General features: G+C 38.0%; 23 protein-coding genes and 1 pseudogene. 17 read left to right on the plus strand and 7 right to left on the minus strand.

The features are described 5' to 3' along the window. Positions 1-56: 56 nt before the first annotated feature. The 9 genes and pseudogenes from LC455_RS20625 (at position 57) to LC455_RS20665 (ending at position 7176) form a co-directional block, all read left to right on the plus strand. On the plus strand, positions 57-1550 hold the full coding sequence (locus LC455_RS20625) for a spore germination protein (RefSeq protein WP_223593571.1): 1494 nt from the start codon (positions 57-59) through the stop codon (positions 1548-1550). Then, a complete protein-coding gene (locus LC455_RS20630) occupies positions 1537-2637 on the plus strand; it encodes a Ger(x)C family spore germination protein (RefSeq protein ID WP_223593572.1) in 1101 nt (366 codons plus the stop codon). The genes LC455_RS20625 and LC455_RS20630 overlap by 14 nt, the downstream gene beginning before the upstream one ends. An 11-nt stretch (positions 2638-2648) precedes the next feature. Beyond that, positions 2649-3758: a GerAB/ArcD/ProY family transporter gene (locus tag LC455_RS20635; protein WP_223593573.1), complete on the plus strand. Its 1110-nt coding sequence runs from the start codon at positions 2649-2651 to the stop codon at positions 3756-3758. Between the two features lie 82 nt (positions 3759-3840). Next, positions 3841-4401 (plus strand): TetR/AcrR family transcriptional regulator, encoded by a 561-nt coding sequence (locus LC455_RS20640; protein WP_223593575.1) that lies wholly within the window; start codon positions 3841-3843, stop codon positions 4399-4401. Between the two features lie 101 nt (positions 4402-4502). Further along, complete coding sequence (locus LC455_RS20645; protein WP_223593576.1) at positions 4503-5243, plus strand: 3-oxoacyl-ACP reductase family protein; 741 nt, start codon at positions 4503-4505, stop codon at positions 5241-5243. Positions 5244-5314: 71 nt separating this feature from the next. Then, a complete protein-coding gene (locus tag LC455_RS20650; protein WP_223593578.1) occupies positions 5315-5551 on the plus strand; it encodes a hypothetical protein in 237 nt (78 codons plus the stop codon). Beyond that, positions 5551-5739 (plus strand): annotated as a pseudogene (locus LC455_RS20655) (uracil-DNA glycosylase family protein); the annotation flags it as partial. The gene LC455_RS20650 and the pseudogene LC455_RS20655, both read left to right, overlap by 1 nt. After that, positions 5736-5897 carry a hypothetical protein gene (locus LC455_RS20660; RefSeq protein ID WP_223593580.1) on the plus strand — a complete coding sequence of 54 codons (162 nt, stop codon included), beginning with the start codon at positions 5736-5738 and terminating at the stop codon, positions 5895-5897. The pseudogene LC455_RS20655 and the gene LC455_RS20660, both read left to right, overlap by 4 nt. A 229-nt stretch (positions 5898-6126) precedes the next feature. Then, positions 6127-7176: a phosphotransferase family protein gene (locus LC455_RS20665; RefSeq protein ID WP_223593581.1), complete on the plus strand. Its 1050-nt coding sequence runs from the start codon at positions 6127-6129 to the stop codon at positions 7174-7176. 97 nt (positions 7177-7273) lie between these two features. Here the strand turns inward: LC455_RS20665 and LC455_RS20670 are convergent, their stop codons facing one another. Then, positions 7274-8035, minus strand: coding sequence for an SDR family NAD(P)-dependent oxidoreductase (locus LC455_RS20670; protein WP_223593582.1), 762 nt, complete (start codon positions 8033-8035; stop codon positions 7274-7276). Positions 8036-8172: 137 nt separating this feature from the next. Between LC455_RS20670 and LC455_RS20675 the strand changes: the two genes are divergently transcribed. Then, the gene (locus tag LC455_RS20675) at positions 8173-8757 is read left to right on the plus strand and encodes a uracil-DNA glycosylase (protein ID WP_223593583.1); all 585 of its coding nucleotides are present in this window, start codon (positions 8173-8175) and stop codon (positions 8755-8757) included. A gap of 93 nt (positions 8758-8850) precedes the next feature. After that, the gene (locus LC455_RS31500; protein WP_263297860.1) at positions 8851-8985 is read left to right on the plus strand and encodes a hypothetical protein; all 135 of its coding nucleotides are present in this window, start codon (positions 8851-8853) and stop codon (positions 8983-8985) included. Between the two features lie 212 nt (positions 8986-9197). Here LC455_RS31500 and LC455_RS20680 read toward each other — a convergent pair whose 3' ends face one another. Further along, complete coding sequence (locus tag LC455_RS20680) at positions 9198-9575, minus strand: hypothetical protein (protein ID WP_223593584.1); 378 nt, start codon at positions 9573-9575, stop codon at positions 9198-9200. Between the two features lie 27 nt (positions 9576-9602). After that, positions 9603-9806 (minus strand): hypothetical protein, encoded by a 204-nt coding sequence (locus tag LC455_RS20685; protein ID WP_223593585.1) that lies wholly within the window; start codon positions 9804-9806, stop codon positions 9603-9605. A 167-nt stretch (positions 9807-9973) separates the two neighbouring features. On the opposite strand from LC455_RS20685, the gene LC455_RS20690 reads away from it, so the two are divergent. Beyond that, complete coding sequence (locus tag LC455_RS20690) at positions 9974-10252, plus strand: hypothetical protein (protein WP_223593587.1); 279 nt, start codon at positions 9974-9976, stop codon at positions 10250-10252. Between the two features lie 192 nt (positions 10253-10444). Here the strand turns inward: LC455_RS20690 and LC455_RS20695 are convergent, their stop codons facing one another. From LC455_RS20695 to purF, 4 genes are all read right to left on the minus strand, one after another. Further along, the gene (locus LC455_RS20695; protein ID WP_223593589.1) at positions 10445-10927 is read right to left on the minus strand and encodes a CBO0543 family protein; all 483 of its coding nucleotides are present in this window, start codon (positions 10925-10927) and stop codon (positions 10445-10447) included. 367 nt (positions 10928-11294) lie between these two features. Then, entirely contained in the window at positions 11295-11423 is a 129-nt protein-coding gene (locus LC455_RS20700; RefSeq protein ID WP_317851464.1) for a YjcZ family sporulation protein, read from the minus strand. 725 nt (positions 11424-12148) lie between these two features. Next, a complete protein-coding gene (locus LC455_RS20705; protein WP_223593592.1) occupies positions 12149-12298 on the minus strand; it encodes a hypothetical protein in 150 nt (49 codons plus the stop codon). Between the two features lie 138 nt (positions 12299-12436). After that, positions 12437-13816: an amidophosphoribosyltransferase gene (purF, locus tag LC455_RS20710; protein WP_223593594.1), complete on the minus strand. Its 1380-nt coding sequence runs from the start codon at positions 13814-13816 to the stop codon at positions 12437-12439. A 180-nt stretch (positions 13817-13996) separates the two neighbouring features. Here purF and purK point away from each other — a divergent pair, with 180 nt between their 5' ends. The 5 genes from purK (at position 13997) to purL (ending at position 19134) form a co-directional block, all read left to right on the plus strand. Continuing rightward, positions 13997-15124: a 5-(carboxyamino)imidazole ribonucleotide synthase gene (gene purK, locus LC455_RS20715; protein ID WP_223593595.1), complete on the plus strand. Its 1128-nt coding sequence runs from the start codon at positions 13997-13999 to the stop codon at positions 15122-15124. A gap of 72 nt (positions 15125-15196) precedes the next feature. Further along, positions 15197-15916 carry a phosphoribosylaminoimidazolesuccinocarboxamide synthase gene (gene purC / locus LC455_RS20720; protein WP_223593596.1) on the plus strand — a complete coding sequence of 240 codons (720 nt, stop codon included), beginning with the start codon at positions 15197-15199 and terminating at the stop codon, positions 15914-15916. Continuing rightward, entirely contained in the window at positions 15909-16163 is a 255-nt protein-coding gene (gene purS / locus LC455_RS20725; RefSeq protein WP_223593597.1) for a phosphoribosylformylglycinamidine synthase subunit PurS, read from the plus strand. Before purC ends, purS begins: the two co-directional genes overlap by 8 nt. Before the next feature lie 12 nt (positions 16164-16175). Continuing rightward, on the plus strand, positions 16176-16859 hold the full coding sequence (purQ, locus tag LC455_RS20730) for a phosphoribosylformylglycinamidine synthase subunit PurQ (protein ID WP_223593598.1): 684 nt from the start codon (positions 16176-16178) through the stop codon (positions 16857-16859). Further along, entirely contained in the window at positions 16846-19134 is a 2289-nt protein-coding gene (gene purL, locus LC455_RS20735; protein ID WP_223593599.1) for a phosphoribosylformylglycinamidine synthase subunit PurL, read from the plus strand. The genes purQ and purL overlap by 14 nt, the downstream gene beginning before the upstream one ends.

Raw genomic sequence — 19134 nt, forward strand, 5'->3', positions numbered from 1 at the left:
TTTACGCTAAATAATCAAACTAAGGGAAATTCCTAAAAGATAGTTGGTGAGAAGAGATGCCTTTAAAGGACGCAAAACGGGCAGATAGTCATAAGACGATTCAAGAGGTTTATCAGCAGGCAAAGAAGTCAAGCGATTTTTTTCAATTTTCTCCCTTTCAGAGGGAGGATTCACTGCTTATCAGTTATTACAAATCTATGGTAGATGCTAAAGCGATAAATGAGCATTTACTTCCAGTAATTAAAGAGAATGGTAAAAAAGTTAAGTCGCTCCAAGAATTGGAACAAATCATCCCCTTTGAAGAGATTGAATATTCAAAAGACCCAAACGACATTGAAAAAAAGCTAATTAAGGGATATATCACAATTCAATTAAAAGATCTTAGAGAGTTGCTTATCATAAATATTCAAAACGAGGAACTTGGATATAGAAAAAACAATGAAACCGAAAATGAATTTAGTGTTATTGGCCCGAAAATCGGTTTTATCGAAAACATCAATGTCAATATCCATTTGCTAAGAAAAAAAATTGCAGTTCCGGAATTAGTTTTTGAAGAAATGAAACTGGGCACTCTATCGAAAACAGAAATAGCTGTTGCCTATATTGAAGGGGTAACAAACCCGCAATATGTCGAAACTGTCAGGCAACGTATAAAGGATATTGACTTTGATGTCATCTTTGACAGTTCACAAATTGAACAGATTTTTTCGGATAATTCTAACTCTCCATTTCCGCTATTTTTATCAACTGAGAGAATCGATCGAGTCGTATATGCCATGATATCAGGGCAAGTTGCTATATTTGCGAACGGTTCACCATATATAGTGACAGGACCATCTACTTTATTAGATTTTTTTATATCACCCGAAGATTACTATCTGACATGGATATTAGGTTCTTTTTTTAGGATTATTAGAATTTTAGGTGTTATTTTTTCCATGTTTTCTACTTCGTTATATGTAGCCATACTGACCTTTCACTATGAGGTAATACCAGGAGATTTGCTTCAACCATTAATTAGCTCGAGGGCACATGTTCCATTTCCTCCCTTCTTGGAAGCAATATTCCTAGAAATAACAATTGAACTATTACGTGAGGCAGGAGCAAGGCTCCCTACGAAGATTGGACAGACGCTGGGAATAGTTGGGGGCATTGTCATTGGACAAGCTTCGGTTGAAGCAGCTTTAACGAGTAATATCCTACTGATTATTGTCTCATTATCCGCTCTGGCTTCCTTTACCACTCCTATATTTAAGATGTCTAATGCAATCCGTCTTCTGAGGTTCCCGTTAATTATACTAGCAGCTTTATTTGGCGGATTTGGCATTGCAATTGGATTTGTGCTTCTTCTTAGTCACCTATTAAAATTAACGTCATTAGGGAACCCCTATATGGTTCCTCTTTATCCTTTTAGATTAAATAGCTTCAGAGATAGTTTTATTCGTTCTTCCTACAAGAACACAACCAATCGGAGTCCTTTTTTAAGACCTCTTTCTCTTGTCAGATATAAACCTAAAGAAAATAAGGATGATTCTAATGAATGGGCCTAAAGGAAAATTGCTTTTGACTTCCTTTTCTGTTTTATTAACTTTATCTGCTTGTAATAATCCTAATAATAAGACAATTGATGATATACAAATTCCTGCTGTTTTAGGATTAGATAAAGGAAAGGATCGTTATATAGGAACCGTACTTTATACTGACTATACAAAAGAGGAGGAGCAGGGAGAAGCTACAACCTTAACAGGTAAAGGAATGAATACAAGGACAATCCTGAAAGAGATCGATGAGCAGTCTTCAAAACCTGTTGAAATCGGAAAATTAAGTTTATTGGTATTCGGCAAGGAATTAGCCGAAGATGGGATCGCCTATTTTGTAAAGACCATTTGCAGGGACCCGTTAATTGGCAGCAATATGTTTGTGGCTGTTACCGACGGTAAATCAGGTGAGTTATTAAAAAATAATAACAGCAACAGTAGTGACCATATCGTTAACCTAATTGAGCATAGATATGAGAAGGATGAATTACCTCTACCGAATATGCATAGTTTTTTATTTGATTATTATGGTGAAGGAAGAGATAATGCCATTCCTCTTTTAAGGGTAAACTCCAGGGGCAAAATAACCACTGAGGGATTAGCGGTATTTAAAAAAGATAAACAAATTACAGCACTCAATAAAAAAGAGACGTTCATATATAAATTACTAAGAGGGGAAATGATGAGGGGAGAAAGTGTATTTAACATCAAGAATGAAGGAAAAGAAGGAACAATTGTCTTTACCGTTTTATACGGGGAGAATAGAAAACGATTCAAAAGTAATCCATCGGTACCAAAGGTTCACTTTCATATGGATTTACAAGGTATGGTGAAGGATTACCCAACTTGGTTAGACCTAAGAAGAGATAAAAAAAAATATTTGTTAAAAAAACAATTGGAAGAACAAGTGGAACAAGAATGTAAAAAGCTTCTTCATAAACTGACGGCCAATAAAGTAGATCCACTTGGTATAGGTGATTTGGTAAGAGCCAACTCTAGAGATTGGAATGAGAAAGAATTTTATGAAAAGATATATCCAAATGTTCAATATGATATTGACCTAAATATCGAATTAACTCGGGCAGGGATAGGGGAGTAAGGTGATGGATTATGAGCAAGGAATTAAAGGAAAGTATAACAGTCTCTCCCTTTTTTTTATTTTTTCTCATCCACGGGACCCAAACGGGTGTGGGATTACTTGGATTTCAAACCAAGTTATTTAGTGGTGCGGGACAAGATGCATGGGTATCAGTCCTTTTAGTGGGAGTGGCTTTCCATGTTATTGGAGTGTTAATGTATTTTTTATTAAAGCATGCAAAAAACGGAGATATCATATCACTGCACAAGGAATTGTATGGCAGATGGATGGGGAATATATTAAATCTTCTACTATATTGTTACTGCATAGTAATCGTTTCGATTGTAATCAGGTCTTACTTAGAAGTGTTGATGACATGGGTATTTCCAAGTACGCCTTTATGGATATTATCTTTCATTCTTTTACTTGTTATTGTCAATATTGTTAAAGGCGGGTTTCGGGTTATTACAGGAATATGCTTTTGGGGAGTAATCTTACCTTCGTTTTTATTCTTTTCACTGTATTATCTTATTCAGTACGCTCATTGGTCCAACTTATTACCGCTATTCAACCATGGGATACATGATTATTTTGTTTCCGCAAAGGAAAGTATGCTGAGCTTTCTTGGTCCAGAATTTTTGCTTATATACTATCCATATATAAAAAATAATATGAAATCGCAAAAATGGTTTCACTTTGCCGTAGGCTACACGACCTTGGTTTATGTTCTAGTAACCCTGTTTACATTTGTATACTTTAGTCATGGGCAGCTATTACATACGGTTTGGCCCACTTTAATTATGTCCAAAATTATTCGTCTTCCGTTTATTGAACGGTTTGAATATGTTTATATTTTTACTTGGGTTTTGGTCTTTTTACCGACTTGTTGTATCGCGGTTTGGGGTGGAGTTCGAGTACTAAAAGAATCTATTGGGATTAAGCCGAATATAACCTTGTGGGTTTCGATCATTCTTATTGAAATGATTGTTACACTCTGCAAAGATACGATTGATGTCAACAGAGTTGAGTCCATAACCATTATTTTTAGTTCCATTTTTCTTTTTATTTACTTACCCGTATTAAGTATTTGGGTTTTTATAAAAAACAAATTAAAGAAAACGAATAAAGAGATCGAAACCTAGTTTAATAATTTTCGGAATGGGCGTTCCAAAATAATTGTATTTTCCTTTTTTATAAGTTATCCTACTTACAGGGGTGAATGTTTTGGCTAGAAAAAAAGAATTTGATATCAGTCAAGCAGCCTATAAAGCTGCTGATGTTTTTCGAAAGAAAGGGTTTGAGGGGACCTCTATGCAAGATTTAGTAGACGTCTTAAATCTTAGCAGAAGTAGTATCTATGAGACTTTTGGCAATAAAAAAGAACTGTACCTAGTCGCATTAGACCACTATACCAATGAAGTAGATGAGATGACTTCGGTATTGTATGAAGATGGGCCGCCTAGGATGGTATTGGATAAGTTTTTTGATAAAATCATTGAGCATAACGAAAAAGAAAGTTGCTTCATGGTTCAAGCATCACTCGAAATGATGACTCATCTGGATGTCATGGACCGAGTAAGCAGGAATAACCTAAAAAGAGAAAAAGCATTTCTATACCTGCTAGAGCGTGCGCTTTCGGATGGTGTATTAACTGAGAATCAAGATTTATCTATTCTTTCAAAATACTTGGTTAATGTAACCAATGGTCTTTCGGTTACAAGTAGAACAACAGATAAACCAGCGCTTCATCAAATTGTAAAAATGTCCCTTTACTTTTTAAAATAATCATTTGACTGACTTTCAGAGCGAATTTTTTTTACCCTTATTCGGAACGTTCATTCCGAAATGTATTTTAATAAAATAAGTTTAATTTAGGAGAGGATATAATGGAGTCAAATCTAAATAAAGTTGCTTTAATCACAGGCGGTTCACGTGGAATTGGTGCGTCAATTGTCCGGAGACTGGCTAAAGATGGTATCGCTGTTGCATTCACATACGCAAATTCAAGCAAGAGAGCGGAGGAATTAGTGAATGAAATTCAAAGGAGTGGAGGAACGGCATTTGCCATACATGCAAATGCTGAAAATGTAAATGCAACAAAAGAAGCAGTAGAGAAGACAATAGAAGAATTTGGTCGAATCAATATTCTTATTAATAATGCCGGTATATTTGAGCAAAAGATGTATGACCAATTTACAGTTGAAGAGTTTGACAGAATGGTGGCTGTCAATGTGCGTTCGGTTTTTGAAGGAGTTCAAGCAGCTGCACCTCAAATGAGTGAGGGTGACAGAATCATTACAATCGGAAGTGTAAATGCCGATGTAACAGGCTTTCCAGGCTTAAGTCTTTATGCCATGACAAAGGCAGCTGTAGCGGGTATGACGAGAGGATTAGCAAGGGACCTTTCCCCAAAAGGAATCACCGTTAACAATATCCAGCCTGGACCTGTTGATACGGATATGAATCCAGCAGATGGTTCCAATGCAGTATTACTTAAAGAAATTATCGCAATAGGAAGGTACGGTAAAGCCACTGAAATAGCTGATCTCGTTGCCTTTTTAGCTTCAGAACAAGCAGGATATATAACAGGTGCATCCATCGATATTAATGGTGGATTTATGATTTGATTGTCCAATTTAAAAACGAGCTCCAATGGATATTCTAATAAAAGCGCGTAAAAAGTCGGGGAGGTATCATTTTGTCTGCTTTTGTTCCTAAATTATGGCCAGAAGAAGACGTTCCAGCATATGCGAAAGAGTGCAAAGATTGTGGTCTTTATCAGCATGGAACAAGGATGGTTTGGGGAGAAGGAAACCCAAAAGCCCCGATTATGATTTTATTGGATAATCCAGGTGCGCGTGAAGACTGTGAAGGCACCCGTTTGTTTGCGGAACAAGGCAAACCTTACAGCAGGCAGCAAATGAGGTTGGTTTAACAAGTGAAGACCTTTATATCACCTATATTTTAAAAAGAAAACCCACTCGGGCTTATGAAAAGGGAACCGTAAGAACCATTTGCATGAACCATTTGGAGGACCAGCTCCAAGAGAAGAAGCCTAAAGTCGTTTTTTGCATGGGAAACGTTGCAGTTCAATCTTTCTTTCAAACCAGGAAGTGGATGTGAAATCATTGCGCGGCACAGTCCAACAGGTAAGGGGGATTCCAACCTTAGCGGCCTATCATCCATTAGCGGTTCGGCGTCGTCCCAATTTATGGTCATACTTTATAGAAGACTGGCAAGACCTCGCCAATGTATATAATCAAACAAAAGGACCTAATTAAAGTATGGGACATCTGAACAGAAAGCTAAATATGGACCTGGAGATTCAGTGAATGGCCAATCGGGTAAAAAAATAAATGAAAGAGTGGTAATTGAATAATAAGGAAGGGGCAGCGGTAAAACCGTTGTCTTTTTTTGTGTGCAAAAGAATATCACATATTTCTCCAAAAATGTCCAATTTACATAAATCAAGCTAGTATAATGGATTGTAAGGAGGGAGAAGCAGACTCTATGAATAAGGTCAATCCATCTATTAAGCATGAATCCATTAATTGGGAACGTTTAGAGACGCTCGTACGAGAAACGATTCCTGGCATTCCGAGTGACCCCATGAGGATCACCAAATTTTCCGAAGGTTATTCTAATCACACGTACCTGCTCTCGTTTGGGAACTGGGAATCCGTGTTAAGGAGGCCCCCATTTGGTGAAATTCCTGCTAAAGCCCATGATATTAAACGAGAGTATTCCATTCTATCCAGACTGCATAATGTTTACCCGCTTGCCCCAAAACCCTATTTATACATCGATGACCCTGCCATTATGGAGAGACATTTTTATCTGATGGAAAAAAAGCAAGGGGTAGTAATCAATCAAAGTATTCCTGAGATCTATGGTTCCTCTGAGTTGATTGGACCTTCCATTTCAAACAGTATTATTAATAGCTTAGTAGAGCTTCAACAGGTAGATTATAAAAAAGTGAATTTAATGGATATCGGGAAGCCGGAAGGATTTCTGGAAAGGCAGGTTCATAGCTGGATTAAACGCTACCGTCTGGTCAAAACGGATGAAATAGCCGGCGTGGCGGAACTGGAGGCCTGGCTGTTAAAGAATATGCCGACAACCGCCGATACAACGATTGTTCATAATGACTTTAAACTCAACAACCTTGTTCTGGATCCGATTGACCCTGGTGTGATCAAAGGAGTTCTTGACTGGGAAATGGCCACCATCGGCGACCCGATGAGTGATATCGGAGCCCTGTTATCCTACTGGGGGGAAGCAAGCGATCCCGACATGGGCATTTCGGTGGTAACAAACCAACCCGGCTTCTTCTCAAGAAGGGAATTGGCCGAACGATATGCTAGGGTGAGCGGTCGTGATATCACAGATATCGAATATTATGTAGCATTTAGCTTTTACAAGCTAGCCATTATTTTGCAGCAGCTTTACTACCGCTGGAAAAAAGGAGAGACAGACGACGCTCGGTTTTCGGTTATGAATATTCCCATTGCCAATTTATTTGATTTGGCCGATTTAACGCGGAGGAAAAAAATATTGTAAAAGAGTGGAGACAGAAGACCAAAACGAAAATCGGAATAGTCTTCTGTCTATTTTATGTTCAGCGCATTTCCTGGTAAAAAACCAAGGGAAAGCCGACTTAAAAATTCATTTTGGATTGTCCGCCATCGACGTTTATGCTGGCCCCGACAATCCAGAAAGCTTTTTCTGAGGCAAGGAAGGCTGCAACATTCGCAATTTCTTCGGGGGTGCCAAAGCGGCCTGCAGGAATGTCCCTTTTTACGAATTCTTTGATTTCCTCTGGATTCTCATTCATCCGCCTTATCCAATTGCCAGTCTCGTGCAAAATGCTTCCAGGAGCAATGCTGTTGACTCTAATTCCATGAGGAATGACTTCGTCGGCCAAAGACTTTGTAAAGCTGATGAGCGCAGATTTGGCATTATTGTAGGTAACTTTTCCGCCACTTTCCCTGCCATAAACGGACGTAATATTAATGATGGAACCCGAACTCTGATTTTTCATGTGTTCAACGGCTAATTTACTTAAATGAACCGCGGAAAAATAATTCAGCTCCATTGCCTGATAGAAGAGATCCATATCGGTTTCCATCACTTTGCCCCCATTACTGCCACCAGCATTATTGATGAGGACATCGATCGACCGGTACTGCTCGATAAACGTGTGAATCAATAGTTCCCGTTCCTCTGCATTAGTAAGATCGGCTTGATAAATGGATATCTTTCCTCCAAGTTCTGTTTTTGCCTGTTCCAAAAAATCAAGGTCACGGGCTGTAATCGTGACATTGGCACCTTCCTCGACAAACACTTTTGCAATGGCTTTCCCGATTCCTTTCGACCCTCCGGTAATGAGTACATTTTTATCTCTTAATTGCAAATCCATTTAAAAGAACTCCTTTATGTAGAAATAAGATTATCACCTGGAATCATGATTGGGTTTATTATCCCAAAAAATCTCAAATAATACGAGTACAAGGGTGTTTAGCTTTGCTGTCAATAATAAAGCTGGGAGGTGTAATTTTGTCTACTTTTGTTCCGAATCTATGGCCAGAAGAAGCCGTTCCAACATTTGCGAAAGAGTGCAAAGATTGCGGGCTTTATCAACATGGAACAAGAATGGTTTGGGGAGAAGGAAACCCAAATGCCCCAATTATGATCTTACTGGATAATCCGGGTGCACGCGAAGACTGTGATGGCAGCCCGTTTGTTTGCGGAACTAGGCAAACCTTACAGCAGGCAGCATATGAGGTAGGTTTAACAGCTGATGATCTTTATATCACCTATATTTTAAAAAGGAAACCAACTCGGGCTTATGAAAAGGAAAACGTAAGAACGATTTGCATAAACCACTTGGAGGACCAACTACAAGCGAAGAATCCTAAAGTAGTTTTTTGCATGGGAAACATCGCGGTTCAATCGTTCTTTCAAAACAAAGATGTTGATGTGAAATCATTGCGCGGCACAATCCAACAGGTGAGAGGGATCCCAACCTTAGTGGCCTATCACCCATTAGCTGTTCGGCGTCGTCCCAATTTATGGTCCTATTTTGTAAAAGACTGGCATGATCTTGCCAATTTATACAATCAAACAAAGGACACTATTTAATTAAAGGTTAGCTATTTAGTTTGTATATTTCTTATATCTCTACTAAATAATATGAAAGCTAGTCCGATGTATTATGATTTAGGAGATGATGGAATGAAAACAAAGGATAATTTTTTAGAAGGTGCCAAAGTAACCCAAGATAATGCAGTATATGGAGCATCTGATAAGAAAGCTAATTTTGGGCCAGGGGATTCAGTGAATGGTCAATCCGGTAAGAAAAAGAAATGAAAGAAGTAACAGCCAATATTCCATGGCTGTTACTTTTTTATGTATTGGTCCTACTATACTTTTCACTTTTCCAACCTTTCTTACTTAGGCTCAGCTTGCAATACATAGCTGCCCGCTTTAAAGCCGCCTTTATACGTGTAATGAATATCCTTGACAATAACAGACTTAGTGTAGTCTTTTGCAAATACTTTTTCATCAGAAATACCTAGTTGCTACAGCACCTTATTTCTTTCTCCAAAACTTAAGGAATCATCTACCGTACCGATTAATAAAAGAAAAGCAAATTTGAAATTATCCATCTCTGTGAGATAAGCCGTATCGTTCGCAGCCAAATTTGCTTGTGTAACAATTTTGTCTTCATTCAATACAAGAAAAATCATAATGTTATTCGATAAGGCAATAACCTTTTTTCCATCATCCGTTACATCTTCGTTGATAATTTTTAATGTAGTCTTATTTCCCATTTGCTTTAAAGCATCATTGATCCGAGCTTTATACTCATCATATGTAAAACCTAATGAGGGTTTTTCACTGCTGCATCCAATTAATAGCAAAGGGATTAACAGATATGCCAGTAAGAATTTTTTCATTCTTTTTTAGCCTCCATAGTCATAATGCTAGATTTCTTCAATCTTAAATTCGACACCAGCAGTCTTTAATGCGGCTATAAAGTGTTCGAAGTCCGACTGTGATATCTCCGTTGCAGAATCAAACAGATTACCATCTGTTGAGACAATAACGGTACCTACTTGAAGATTGATAATAGTGTTATTAGGTCGTAAATCAATTAAATCATTTTGGATTTCGTTAAGTGTGGCCACAAATGAATCCTCCTTTAATATTTACATGTCAGTTTTATGTTCACGAGGAAATTCTCTCAACAACAGTTCTTAGCTTCTACAAATATGGGGATAAAAGATACACAAGTTATTCGAAAAAAGGTTAAAGTAAGGAAGATTTGACAAATCATGTAGAAGGAGGATTTGAAATGAAATTTACTATTCGTATTTTCTTCAGGGAAAACTTTAATAATTCAATATTTGAAAGAGAGCTAAAAAAATCCTTAGAGGAAATTAGTGTATCTGTTACAAGTATTCATTTTAATCAATTTGAAGAAAAATACATACATAATAAAAGGAATATTATTGAGATAAATGTTGAAGTTAAAGGGGAATATATCGATTACAGAACCGTTTTTGGTTGTGTATTTTTAGTATTAGATGAACTTTCTTTAAATTTATCTGGATTAGATATAAATGAAGAATAGGCATCCCTAAGTGCTTTTGTAATTCTAAATTTTCCCCAATAAAAAAAATTTTTTTAAGGAGGAAATGGATGATTTATATCCACATTTCAGACTGAAGTGCTGACTATTTTGTCAATAAAATCATTTCTTTTAAAGCACTTGACTGATATCGTGCATTTAAATTAATAAAAGGGGCAGTTTAACTGCCCCTTTTTATTCATGTAATTTAGTTTTAAAAAACCAGTTGTGAAAAGCTTGTGTTAAGTAATCAGTTATCCAAATTGTTATAAAACTCCAATACCAAGTCCATTTTTTATATTTAATTAATTTTGTATATTTCACTGCAATTATTTCGAAGATGACTATTACAGAAGTACTAATAAAGCAATGCAGGATTTTTAAAAGGTTAGATTTATTTTTGGGATAGGACAAACTAAATAAAGCGCACAGTCCAGGATATATAAAGTATTCAAATGAAAAAGTAGGTTTATATGCTTTTTTGAAAAATAAGCGAGATGGATAGGAAATTAAGTTTTTTTCTACCACTAGTAATCCAAAAATCCATGTTAGTGCTTGTTTAAATAAAAATACAACTAGTGTTTCACGAATTTTATTTTTTGGTGTAAATTTTATTAATAATAATGACACAATTATCCAGGATGAAATTTCGATAGTTTTCTCTACTTTGTATTTCATTAATAAACCTCCTTTAATAAATAGTTTTTACTTTTAGGATTGATTAATTCAATTTTTTTTTAAGGTAAAATTATAATACGATGAAGCCTCCATGGTAATATTGCTAGTTTTCTTCAATCTTAAATTCGACACCAGCAGTCTTTAATTCAGCTATAAAGCGGTCGAAGTCCGACTGTAATATCTCTGTTGCAGAATCAACCAGATTACCAAGGCGTTAGTGCTATTCATAGGGGGCGTTTTCCATGCAGATATCAGATGAAATAGAATCAATTTACTTCTCAGTAGGATAAATAATTTTTGGAAACAAAAAAAGACTCCTTAACTGGAGCCTTTTTCCTATTCAATGCATCTTACCATGTCCCATTTATTAGATGAAAGACGCGCCCACAATGATAAGAAGAATGAACAATACAACAATTAAAACAAAAGTACCGCCGCCATAAAAGCCACCGTAGCCATAACCGCCGCATCCGAAGCCGTATCCAAACACATATATCACCACCTATTGGTTTATACGAAGAGAAACTCTCTCTATAATATATTTCTTAAGAGGAAAATCGATTGGACAATCATCATGGTAACAAGACAAAATCAGCGTTATTTTTAATGAAAAGAAGAAACGTTTGCAATACATGCAAACGTCTCTTCGGAGGTAACTATCTATGTTTTTGGCTTGGCGGTAATAATAATATATGTCATATAAATAATATGGAATGGACAAGTGCTGATTTTAAGTAAATTAAGTTGAACAATTTTAATATAACTTAATAAATAAAAATGATCTCAAACAAACCGTAAAATTGCGATGATGTAGATGAACATTACGATTGAACTTCATTACAAAGCAGAAAGTAAACCATCACCACATGGTTCATTACAATTCAAAGGATGGAATCCTAAAAAGGTGGCTTATCACTAGTGGAAACGGATCATTAAGGATTGTCTTTCCATGCAAATCTAGAGAATGTTATTGTTGAAGGGGATAGGGATATAACCGAGTTAGTCGTGGAATTGGAAAAGCAGGAATTTAGAAATTGTGAAGACAAATGGAATTAACCTTTCTAGTTGCCGCAGCAGCATTACTGAATGGCTGGAAAGATTTAGTATTAAGTTATGAAATAAAAAACAGCAAGGAAAGTCTCCAAATACCTGAAAAATGAAAGATATTTACTCTTTGATTTTTCCATCATAATTGAGCCCTGCTGTTTTTAAAAGAACTCTTTATTCTTCCATGAACAACCTTGCATAATATAAAGATTCTTCATCTAAGTCATGTTGACTTTTTAAACTTTTAACATCTTCTTTTTGATGGTCATTTACAATTTGAAAACTTCCTGAAACATTTGGAGCCTTATCGTTCTTTTTCTTCATAACTTCTCCTTTCCTGTAATTTAATATTAGAATTCAACCATTAGTGTTTATTATTTACGATTGAGTGTATTGGTACGAATCGTTAATCCATTAATACGATGTTTCCTTAAAATGTTAATTAAAAATTACCGAAGTTGTTCATTTCAAATACATTTTCGTTGGGTAAGCCCCGTTAAAACAGGCTATACAACGACTGCTTGAATCTGCAAGATTTACATCAACTGCCTCTAATAACCCCTCTGTGCTTAAAAAGGCCAATGAATCTGCTCCGATAACTTGTCCCATTGCTTGTTCATGTTCGTGTTTGTTTGCAAAAAGTTCCTCTTTGGTTGGCATATCGACGCCATAAAAACAAGGGTTTTTCACCATTGGTGAAGTGATTCTTACATGCACTTCCTTTGCACCTGCCTGGCGGATCAATTGAACAATTCGTTGGCTTGTGGTTCCACGAACAATAGAATCGTCAACAAGTACGACTCTTTTATCCTTAAGTATTTCATGAACGGCACTTAATTTAAGACGGACGGCTAAATCACGTAATTCTTGAGTTGGTTCTATGAAGGAGCGGCCCGCATAAGGGTTTTTGATGATTCCCATTTCATAGGGAATTCCTGATTGCTGTGCATAGCCCATAGCCGCAGGAACACTCGATTCTGGAACAGCAACCACAACATCAGCTTGTGTTGGGTGTTCTTTAGCTAAAATTTGACCTAATTCTTTCCTGATGGCTAAAACACTTCTTCCATGAATCACACTATCAGGACGGGCAAAATAAACAAATTCAAAGGAACAAAGGGAAATCTCTCCTTTTTCAGCAAATCTTCCGGTTTTTATTCCCTTTTCGTCTACAAGAATCCACTCTCCTGGTTCAACATCTCTCCAAAACTTAGCATCCACTGCATTTAAAGCACACGTTTCAGAAGCCGCGATGATGGATTCACCAATTTTTCCAAGGCTAAGGGGCCGTAACCCATGACGATCTAAGGCAATTAGCATTTGTTTATCTGTCATGATAAGCAAAGCGAATGAACCGTCGAGCCGCTTAAGAACATCAGGCCCAGCTTCATTAAAATATTTTTTACTGGATCGTGCTATTAAGTGAGCAATCATTTCTGTATCAGTTGTTGTCTGAAAGATGGCTCCTTGTTGTTGGAGAACTTTCCGTTCGATATTAGCATTCACAAGGTTCCCGTTATGGGCAACGGCCAAATCGCCCTCACTATATTTAAAGACAAGGGGCTGAGCGTTTTGCAGTAAACTTGCACCAGAAGTGGAATACCTTACATGCCCAATGGCCATATTTCCACTAAGCCCATCAAGGATTTGTCGGGAAAATACTTGGGTTACCAAACCCATTCCCCTGTGATGCCTAAATGTTTCCCCATCACTTGTGACGATGCCGGCACTCTCCTGTCCGCGATGCTGAAGGGCATGAAGTCCGTAATAAGTTAAATCCGCCGCTTTCGGGTGATTAAACACCCCAAATACTCCGCATTTCTCCCGCATTTCTATATCCATTTGTATAAACCTCCCCATTGAACATCATTTCCTTATTTTTGTCGAGTATTAAATTTCTATCCTACTAATTTACTGTAATGCTAAAAGGAAAATTTTTTGGTTAATTAGAGTGGAAAACAGGAGAACATAAAATGATTAAAACGTTGGAGAAACTACGGATGTAAAAAGGAGGATAACACTGTGGAAGTAATTAAACCCGGCTCAACAATAGGTATTTTAGGGGGAGGACAGCTGGGCAGAATGATTTCACTTGCTGGGAGAAATATGGGATACCGCTTCATTACTTTGGATCCGACACCCGATTCACCTTGTGGACAGGTGGCTGATTTTCAAATCACGGCTCCGTTTTCAGAGTTAAAGGCTGCCAAAGAATTAGCGGATTCCTCAGATGTTATTACTTACGAATTTGAGAATGTTGACTCTAATGTAGCCTCCATCTTAGAAACAACATCGTTTGTCCCACAAGGCAGCACGCTTCTTAAGATAACTCAAAATCGAATTCGTGAAAAAACCACCTTACATTCCTGCGATGTGCCTGTTACCCCTTTCATGGTTATAGAAACTGAAAATGACATTACCACGGCAATAGATTGTCTTGGACTTCCTTATGTAATGAAAACAGCAACTGGAGGATACGATGGGAAAGGGCAATGGGTGATAAGAAACCAGGATCAGATTTCCATTGCCATTGAGGCTTGGAATAAAGCTGGTGTAGACATGATCATTGAACAATTTATTCCGTTTAGCAAAGAATTATCGGTGATTGTTGCCCGAAATGCACATGGTCAAATGAAAACCTTTCCAGTAGCTGAAAATGTACATACAAATAATATCCTTCATCAGTCAATTGTGCCAGCAAGAATCACAGATGAACAACGAAAGACGGCAGAAAGAGTCGCATTGAGAATCGCAGAATCCTTCCAAGTTGTGGGATTAATTGCCATTGAAATGTTCCTTACAAATGAAGGTGAAATTATCGTAAATGAGCTTGCACCTAGACCCCATAATTCCGGTCATTATTCAATGGATGCTTGTATTACATCACAATTTGAACAGCATATTCGGGCAATATGTGGACTGCCTTTAGGAGATACTACCCTTTTGAGTCCGATTATAATGGTGAATATTTTAGGCCAGCATTTAAGTAAAGTGTTAGATAAAATGGATCAGCTTCCTCCAACAGCCAAATTACATTTATACGGAAAAAAGGAAAGCTCAAAAAATAGAAAAATGGGCCATATCAATTTTTTGGGTCCAACTTTCGAGCAATTGAACCAGCAAATAAATGAACTTCAAATTTGGACATAAAGGATGAAAAGAGTGTTTTATTAGGGCTTTTGAGTCCTGATAATACCGTAAAGAGTGAAGGAGTAAAAATGAATGGAAAAATTAGAACAGCTTTATGAGGGTAAAGCGAAGAAAGTGTTCAAAACATCTGAGCCAGGAAAGTATTGGATTGAATATAAAGATGATGCCACCGCCTTTAATGGGGAGAAAAAAGCTCAAATTGCTGGAAAAGGACGGCTAAATAACGAGATTAGTACCATTTTTCTTAGTTTATTGAAGGAAAAAGGAGTGCACAATCATTTTATTAAAAAAATCTCAGCTACGGAACAAATCGTACAGCAAGTAAAGATTATCCCTATTGAGGTTGTGGTTCGAAATATAGCCGCAGGATCACTTGCCAAAAGGCTGGGATGGGAGGAAGGAAAGGAATTGCCGCAGCCAATAGTGGAATTCTACTACAAAGATGATGAGCTGGGAGACCCTTTCATTAACAATGATCATATAGGCATTCTTGGACTAGCCAATGAGACGGAATTGGTTGAACTTCGAGAACAAGCCCTAAAAATCAATGAGATATTAAAAGAATTTGTTTTAAACAAAGGTATTATTTTAGTTGATTTTAAATTAGAGTTTGGGAAAACGCCTGCTGGCGATGTGATTTTGGCGGATGAAATCTCTCCGGATACCTGTCGATTCTGGGATTCCGAAACAAAGCAAAAGTTAGATAAAGATCGGTTTAGACGGGATTTAGGGAACGTCGAGGAGGCTTATCAAGAAATACTAAGTAGAATTGGGGGTAGTGTCAATGTTTAAAGCTACGGTATATGTAACATTAAGGGAGAGTGTTTTAGATCCACAAGGAAATGCTGTTCACGAGTCGCTGCATTCTCTTGGCTATGACGAGGTCGGAGATGTTCGAATTGGGAAATACATGGAGCTTGAAATGAATAGTGAGGATCAAAAGACGGCAGAAGAGCGAGTAAGGGATATGTGTGAAAAATTGTTAGCGAACACTGTCATCGAATACTATAGATTTGAAGTTAAAAAGGTAGAAGGATAGGAGGGGAAGAAGTTGAACTTTGCTGTACTGGTTTTTCCAGGGTCAAACTGCGATATAGATATGTATAAAGCTGTTTCAGATACGATTGAACAGCCTGTAGAGTATGTATGGCATAGGGAAACGGACCTGGCAAAATATGATGCAATCCTGATTCCAGGAGGGTTTTCTTATGGAGATTATTTGCGTCCAGGGGCAGTGGCGAGCTTATCCCCCGTAATGGATCAAGTAAAAATAGCGGCGGAAAAAGGCAAATTGGTTCTTGGGGTCTGCAATGGTTTTCAGATTCTAACGGAGGCTGGGTTATTGCCAGGTGCGTTAAAAAGGAATCAACGTTTAAAGTTTTATTGTGACACCATTGATTTACATGTGGAAAACAACAAAACTCCGTTCACATTAGAATATCAAGAAAGCGAAACCATTCGTATTCCCATTGCCCATGGGGATGGAAATTATTATTGCGACGAAGAGACACTGAAGCATTTAGAACAGAATAATCAAATCGTCTTCAGGTATAAAGGAAACAATCCAAATGGTTCCATTTCTGAAATTGCCGGGGTGATCAATGAAAGAGGAAATGTTTTAGGTTTAATGCCCCACCCAGAACGCGCCGTTCATAAATGGCTTGGGTCGGATGATGGAAGGCGGATGTTCTCTTCTATTTTAAGTTACTGGAGGCAACAAAATGGTACAGAATAATGAGCCAACTCCTGAGCAAATCATTGAGCAAAAAATCTATCGGGAAATGGGATTGACTGATGAAGAATTTGATAAAGTAATCGATATTCTCGGGAGGAGACCAAATTATACAGAAACGGGCATATTTAGTGTGATGTGGTCCGAGCACTGCAGCTATAAAAATTCGAAGGTAGTCCTTAAACGGTTTCCCACCTCTGGTCCTCACGTACTGCAAGGTCCGGGTGAAGGAGCCGGGATTGTTGATATTGGAGATAATCAAGCAGTCGTGTTTAAAATTGAAAGCCACAATCATCCATCGGCCATTGAGCCCTATCAAGGTGCTGCTACGGGGGTTGGCGGTATCATTCGAGATGTTTTTTCAATGGGTGCCCGCCCGATTGCTTTATTGAACTCGCTCCGTTTTGGCGAACTGGACAATCCAAAAACCAAATACATTTTTGAAAATGTGGTCGCGGGTATTGCTGGCTACGGTAACTGTATGGGCATTCCTACGGTTGCCGGAGAGATCTACTTTGATTCTTCTTATGAAGGAAATCCCTTGGTCAATGCCATGTGTGTTGGCTTAATCAACCATGATCAAATTCAGAAAGGGGTAGCCAAAGGGATTGGCAATCCTGTTATTTATGTTGGTGCAGCAACCGGAAGAGATGGGATACATGGAGCTACATTCGCCTCAGAAGAGTTGAGTGAAAATTCCGAAGCGAAACGACCAGCCGTTCAGGTGGGAGACCCTTTTATGGAAAAATTGTTATTGGAGGCCACACTTGAACTTATTGCCTCTGGTCATGTGGTGGGGATTCAGGATATGGGGGCGGCAGGATTAACCAGCTCAAGCTCTGAAATGGCCAGTAAAGCGGGAAATGGCATTGAATTGAACCTTGACCTTGTTCCACAACGTGAAAAAGGAATGAGTGCTTATGAAATGATGCTCTCAGAGTCCCAAGAAAGAATGCTGGTTGTCGCGAAAAAAGGAAAAGAAGAGGAAGTAAAAAAGATTTTTGACAAATGGGGACTGCATTCTTCTGTTATTGGCCGAGTAACAGATGATAACCTACTTCGATTAATTCATAAAGGGGAGGTCGTTGCGGAAATTCCAGCAGACAAGCTGGCGGATGATGCTCCGGTATATTGTAAGCCATCTAAAGAAGCTCCTTATTATGAACAATACTCCTCTGTAGATCCAGCTGCAGTCATTGAAGAACCTAACGACTATAATTCCGTCTTAAAGCAGCTGTTAGCTTCGCCTACGATTGCTAGTAAGGAGTGGGTATATCAACAATATGACTTTATGGTTAGAACAAATACAGCGGTCATACCAGGATCGGATGCAGCTGTTGTGGCAATCCGTGGAACACGAAAAGCATTGGCGATGACAACGGATTGCAACGGAAGGTATGTTTACCTTGATCCATTCGTTGGTGGAGCCATTGCTGTAGCCGAAGCAGCTCGTAATGTCGTATGTTCCGGTGCAGAGCCTTTAGCCATAACCGATAACTTAAATTTTGGGAATCCAGAAAAACCAGAAATCTTCTGGCAGTTTGAAAAGGCTGCAGATGGAATTAGTGAAGCGTGCCGTCAGTTAAATACACCGGTCATTGGCGGAAACGTCAGTCTTTATAACGAGACAAAAGGAGAAGCTATTTTTCCAACTCCAACGATTGGCATGGTCGGGTTAATTAAAGATATCAATCATATTACGACTCAGGAATTTAAAAAAGAGGGAGACGTAATCTTTTTAATTGGGGAAACCAAAGGAGAAATTGGCGGCTCGGAATACCAAAAAATAATAACAGGAAAAATCGAAGGGCGTCCACCGAAAATAAACCTTGAGTTGGAAAAGAATATCCAAGCTTTTACCCTCAAGGTGATTCAAGAAGGATTAGTCCAATCAGCTCATGATACGGCAGAAGGCGGTTTAGCAGTTGCGATAGCGGAGTGTTGTATTGGTGGGAAGATGGGATCAGAAATTCAATTAACTGACGAACTTCGAGCAGATTTTAGCCTTTTTAGTGAATCTCAATCAAGAATTATTCTTTCCTTGTCAGCAGAACAGGCGGAAAGGATAAAGGAAATGGCCAAACAAGTAGAGATACCAATAAAAGAAATCGGTAAAGTGAAAGGTAAGGAACTGTCAATTACACATAATGGAAGAATGGTCATCTCGGAGCCGATTGCTGCATTGGAAGCAGCCTGGCGGAATGCAATTCCAGACATTATGCGTTCAGGATTATTAAAAAAGTTCAACATGCAGGAAATCTCTGCAAGTTTACCGTAA

The sequence above is a fragment of the Neobacillus bataviensis genome (assembly GCF_019969725.1).

What these genes read in the sequence shown, in the direction of transcription:
- LC455_RS20625 (WP_223593571.1), top strand. Translation starts at nt 57, where the DNA reads ATGCCTTTAAAGGACGCAAAACGGGCAGATAGTCATAAGACGATTCAA.
- LC455_RS20630 (WP_223593572.1), top strand. Translation starts at nt 1,537, where the DNA reads ATGAATGGGCCTAAAGGAAAATTGCTTTTGACTTCCTTTTCTGTTTTA.
- LC455_RS20635 (WP_223593573.1), top strand. Translation starts at nt 2,649, where the DNA reads ATGAGCAAGGAATTAAAGGAAAGTATAACAGTCTCTCCCTTTTTTTTA.
- LC455_RS20645 (WP_223593576.1), top strand. Translation starts at nt 4,503, where the DNA reads ATGGAGTCAAATCTAAATAAAGTTGCTTTAATCACAGGCGGTTCACGT.
- LC455_RS20665 (WP_223593581.1), top strand. Translation starts at nt 6,127, where the DNA reads ATGAATAAGGTCAATCCATCTATTAAGCATGAATCCATTAATTGGGAA.
- LC455_RS20670 (WP_223593582.1), bottom strand. Translation starts at nt 8,035, where the DNA reads ATGGATTTGCAATTAAGAGATAAAAATGTACTCATTACCGGAGGGTCG.
- LC455_RS31500 (WP_263297860.1), top strand. Translation starts at nt 8,851, where the DNA reads ATGAAAACAAAGGATAATTTTTTAGAAGGTGCCAAAGTAACCCAAGAT.
- LC455_RS20680 (WP_223593584.1), bottom strand. Translation starts at nt 9,575, where the DNA reads ATGAAAAAATTCTTACTGGCATATCTGTTAATCCCTTTGCTATTAATT.
- LC455_RS20690 (WP_223593587.1), top strand. Translation starts at nt 9,974, where the DNA reads ATGAAATTTACTATTCGTATTTTCTTCAGGGAAAACTTTAATAATTCA.
- LC455_RS20695 (WP_223593589.1), bottom strand. Translation starts at nt 10,927, where the DNA reads ATGAAATACAAAGTAGAGAAAACTATCGAAATTTCATCCTGGATAATT.
- LC455_RS20705 (WP_223593592.1), bottom strand. Translation starts at nt 12,298, where the DNA reads ATGAAGAAAAAGAACGATAAGGCTCCAAATGTTTCAGGAAGTTTTCAA.
- purF (WP_223593594.1), bottom strand. Translation starts at nt 13,816, where the DNA reads ATGGATATAGAAATGCGGGAGAAATGCGGAGTATTTGGGGTGTTTAAT.
- purC (WP_223593596.1), top strand. Translation starts at nt 15,197, where the DNA reads ATGGAAAAATTAGAACAGCTTTATGAGGGTAAAGCGAAGAAAGTGTTC.
- purS (WP_223593597.1), top strand. Translation starts at nt 15,909, where the DNA reads ATGTTTAAAGCTACGGTATATGTAACATTAAGGGAGAGTGTTTTAGAT.
- purL (WP_223593599.1), top strand. Translation starts at nt 16,846, where the DNA reads ATGGTACAGAATAATGAGCCAACTCCTGAGCAAATCATTGAGCAAAAA.